This window comes from Microcystis sp. M49636_WE2 (genome assembly GCF_030065375.1).
Taxonomy (GTDB): Bacteria; Cyanobacteriota; Cyanobacteriia; order Cyanobacteriales; family Microcystaceae; genus Microcystis; species Microcystis aeruginosa_C.
In genome coordinates this window covers 1-3239 of sequence record NZ_JASJFG010001089.1, presented here as the reverse complement: position 1 = coordinate 3239, position 3239 = coordinate 1, and the positions used below count along the sequence as shown (strand labels likewise).

2 protein-coding genes and 1 pseudogene are annotated in these 3239 nt (G+C 41.9%); 2 read left to right on the top strand and 1 reads right to left on the bottom strand.

Annotated elements, in window-relative coordinates; genetic code table 11:
• Positions 1–174: pseudogene (locus PX484_RS25275) on the top strand (IS5/IS1182 family transposase); the annotation flags it as partial.
• Between the two features lie 416 nt (positions 175–590).
• On the opposite strand, the gene PX484_RS25270 reads toward PX484_RS25275, so the two are convergent.
• A complete protein-coding gene (locus PX484_RS25270) occupies positions 591–1691 on the bottom strand; it encodes an alkene reductase (protein ID WP_287765138.1) in 1101 nt (366 codons plus the stop codon).
• Positions 1692–2614: 923 nt separating this feature from the next.
• Between PX484_RS25270 and PX484_RS25260 the strand changes: the two genes are divergently transcribed.
• Positions 2615–3239: B12-binding domain-containing radical SAM protein (locus PX484_RS25260; RefSeq protein WP_288106142.1), on the top strand; the 625-nt coding region annotated here is incomplete at its 3' end.

Here is a 3239-nt window from a genome sequence, read left to right as displayed (position 1 = left end):
ATGGCTAAACTTCCTCATACTTCCTTTTCAGCGATTGCTATTACTTTTTTAGTCATGAATCTTTCTAACCTGTTGAGGCAGGTTTTTTGGGCTTTTTTATGTATGAAATGGAAAAACAGCACTTTTTCTCGGTCAATGATTAGGATAAGTTATAACTTAAAAATTAATCAATAACTAAAGCTTATGCTTGTAGCTAAGTGAAATCATTGATTAAGAGACCTGTACTTTTCAATGACTTTTTCAGCAAACCCTAAGTAGGGTCTGCTGAAAAAGTACGGGCGAAGCATTCGGATAGAAAATCTACGGTTTCACCGATAGGTTATTGCCCGAATGCTTCGCCCCTACAGAACGCGGGCCGATGAAGACGCAAGGTTTTGAACGACGATTCTCTCAAAATCTTGCACCTGTTTCGGAAGAAAAGCCCCAAAACCCTTACTTTGCCTACATTTCACATTTATTCAGCAAACCCTAAGTAGGTAGGTATTAAAAACTTTCAGATCCCCCCGCCTATCGGCACCCCCCTTATCAAGGGGGGCAGGGGGGATCAAACCTAAAATCCATTTTTAATTTAATTATAACCAGCTACTTAACTAGGGTTTATAACTGGGAAAATCGATATAACCTTCCTTGTCAAAAGAATACCAATCTTTCATCTCAGCATCGGGATTAAGGGGCCAATTATTGGCGAATCTTTCCACCAAATCGGGATTACTGATATAGGGGCGACCGAAAGCAATTAAATCAGCGTCTCCTAACTGAATAGCGGCTTCAGCAGTTTCTTTTGTATAACCACAATTGCCGATTAATGCACTATTAAAAACAGCCCGAAACTCGGATAAAAGCATCGGTTGACCCTTTTCATGAAAACCAAAAGCCAAGCCATCTAGCAGATGCAAATAAGCTAAATTGTACTCATTTAATCTTTGGGCAATATAGAGAAAAGTTTCTCGAAAATCCTCGGAACCCATGTCATTATAAACTCCATTGGGAGACAGACGCACCCCCACTCGATGACTGGGAAAAACAGTTAAAATTGCCTCGACCACTTCCTGCAAAAAACGATAACGATTTGCCAAACTGCCTCCGTACTTATCCTGACGCTGATTAGTGGCCGATTGTAGAAAAGTATCGATTAAATAACCATTAGCCCCGTGAATTTCTATGCCATCAAACCCCGCTAATTTTGCCCTCTGAGCGGCTTGACGGTAATCGGCGACAATTGCGGGGATTTCCTCGGTTTCTAAGGCTCTAGGGGTCTCGTAGGGCTGTTTGCCGATGGGTGTATGCAACTCCCCCTTAATCTTAATTGCGGAAGGGGCAACGGGTAAAGCCCCATTTTCCTGAAAACTAGAATGAGAAGCGCGACCACAGTGCCACAATTGACAAAACATTGGTGTTCCTTTTCTTTGGGCGATTTTTGTCACCATTTGCCATGCTTGCACTTGTTCATCGGTGTAGATACCGGGGGTATTTTGCCAACCGTTAGCTTGGGGAGAAATTACCGTCGCTTCTGTAATCATTAATCCCGCGCTGGCCCTTTGTCGGTAATACTCGGCCATTATCTCATTGGCCAGACGTTTTTCTCCGGCTCGCGCTCGCGTCATGGGAGCAAGCACAAGACGATTTTCTAGGTTTAAATCTCCCAATTTAAATTGACTTAAAAGAGCCAGGGAAGTAGTGAAGGAAGTCATCGAATTTGCCGATAGAGAATTTAGGTTAATTTTACCGCAATTAGTTAAAACCAGACAATCACACCCCAGGATGATTGACTGTCTATCTGCGAGATTGTTCCTCTCCTAAGGGAGGAGAATTAATCGGACAACTGGCTGAATATAATTAATATTGGTCATCAATCTGACTATAATTACAAGTTATTTAATTTATTCATCTTCCCAAATTAAAGAGACATAAACTATATTTTCTGGTAGTTGAGTCATGATAAATTTCTTGGCAATTTTGGCATCAGAAATATTGCTTAAATCTCAAGAGATAGGAACCTTAACTATTCGATCACCCAAATAATACCACAAATCCACCTGTCTCCAGTTATGTATGAGGGGACTACCCCCATTCCATCACCTCCCTGACCATTTCTCTCAAGTCATCCTTCTTGGTCTTTCCCTCTCGCTTGTCATCAATACGAAAATTAATAGGAGACAATTTTTTGTCTAGTTCGGTTAAAATAGTGTAATTAAGCTTATATTTATCTGACCAAAAATAGTCATGATCGAGATGTCTAGTAACTTGTTTTGTACCTATAAAACAGACTTTCTAGGACTAAAAATCAACTTTTACTATTCGGTGCTTACGAATTTTAAGAGGGTTTTTCAGAATCAGCATTTTTTAGCAAACCTACCCAAAAATACCCAAAAGAGGCAAACAGCCTCTACATTGCGTTGATAAAAATGGGAAAACACGAGTTTTTAGCAACCATCGTTCATTTAATTGTGGTCATCTCGATAAAATTGCTGTTTTTTCACGATAAAATTGCTGTTTTTTCACGATTTATTTAGAACTAATTTATTAGTAAAAAAAGATGTTAAAACAGTCTTGATCGACTGGGGCTTTCTGGCTAGTATGTAAAGCATATAGCTTCTTCATTGGAGACACCTGAATGAAAGCCCTATTACTATGGCCGCTGATGCCCAACTCCTTTTGGTCCTATCAAGAGACTTTAGATCTAGCCCGTTTAAGATCAACCAATCCGCCCCTGGGTTTAATTACGGTGGCAGCCCTGTTACCATCGGATTGGGAAATCCGGTTTGTTGATCGCAATGTCCGATTAGAAACGGCTTCCGATTGGGAGTGGTGCGATTTGGTCATCATCTCCGCCATGATCATTCAGAAAAAGGACTTTCAAGAATTGATTGCCAAAGGGTTGCAGTTGGGTAAAAAAGTGGCGGTGGGCGGGCCTTACCCCACCTCCTATCCAGAAGTTGCCCAAAAAGCTGGAGCAGATTACCTGATTCTGGATGAAGGAGAACTGACAATCCCTCTGTTCCTGGCAGCCCTAGAGCGGGGTGAACCGAGTGGTGTCTTTAGAGCCAGCGAGAAACCCGATGTCACCATGACACCGATCGCCCGCTATGATCTACTAGATCTGGATGCCTATCTGGCGATTACCGTGCAGTTTTCTCGCGGTTGCCCCTTTCAATGCGAATTTTGTGACATCATCAACCTCTATGGCCGCAAACCGCGCACCAAAACCCCAGAACAAATGTTGGCTGAGTTGGAGACGT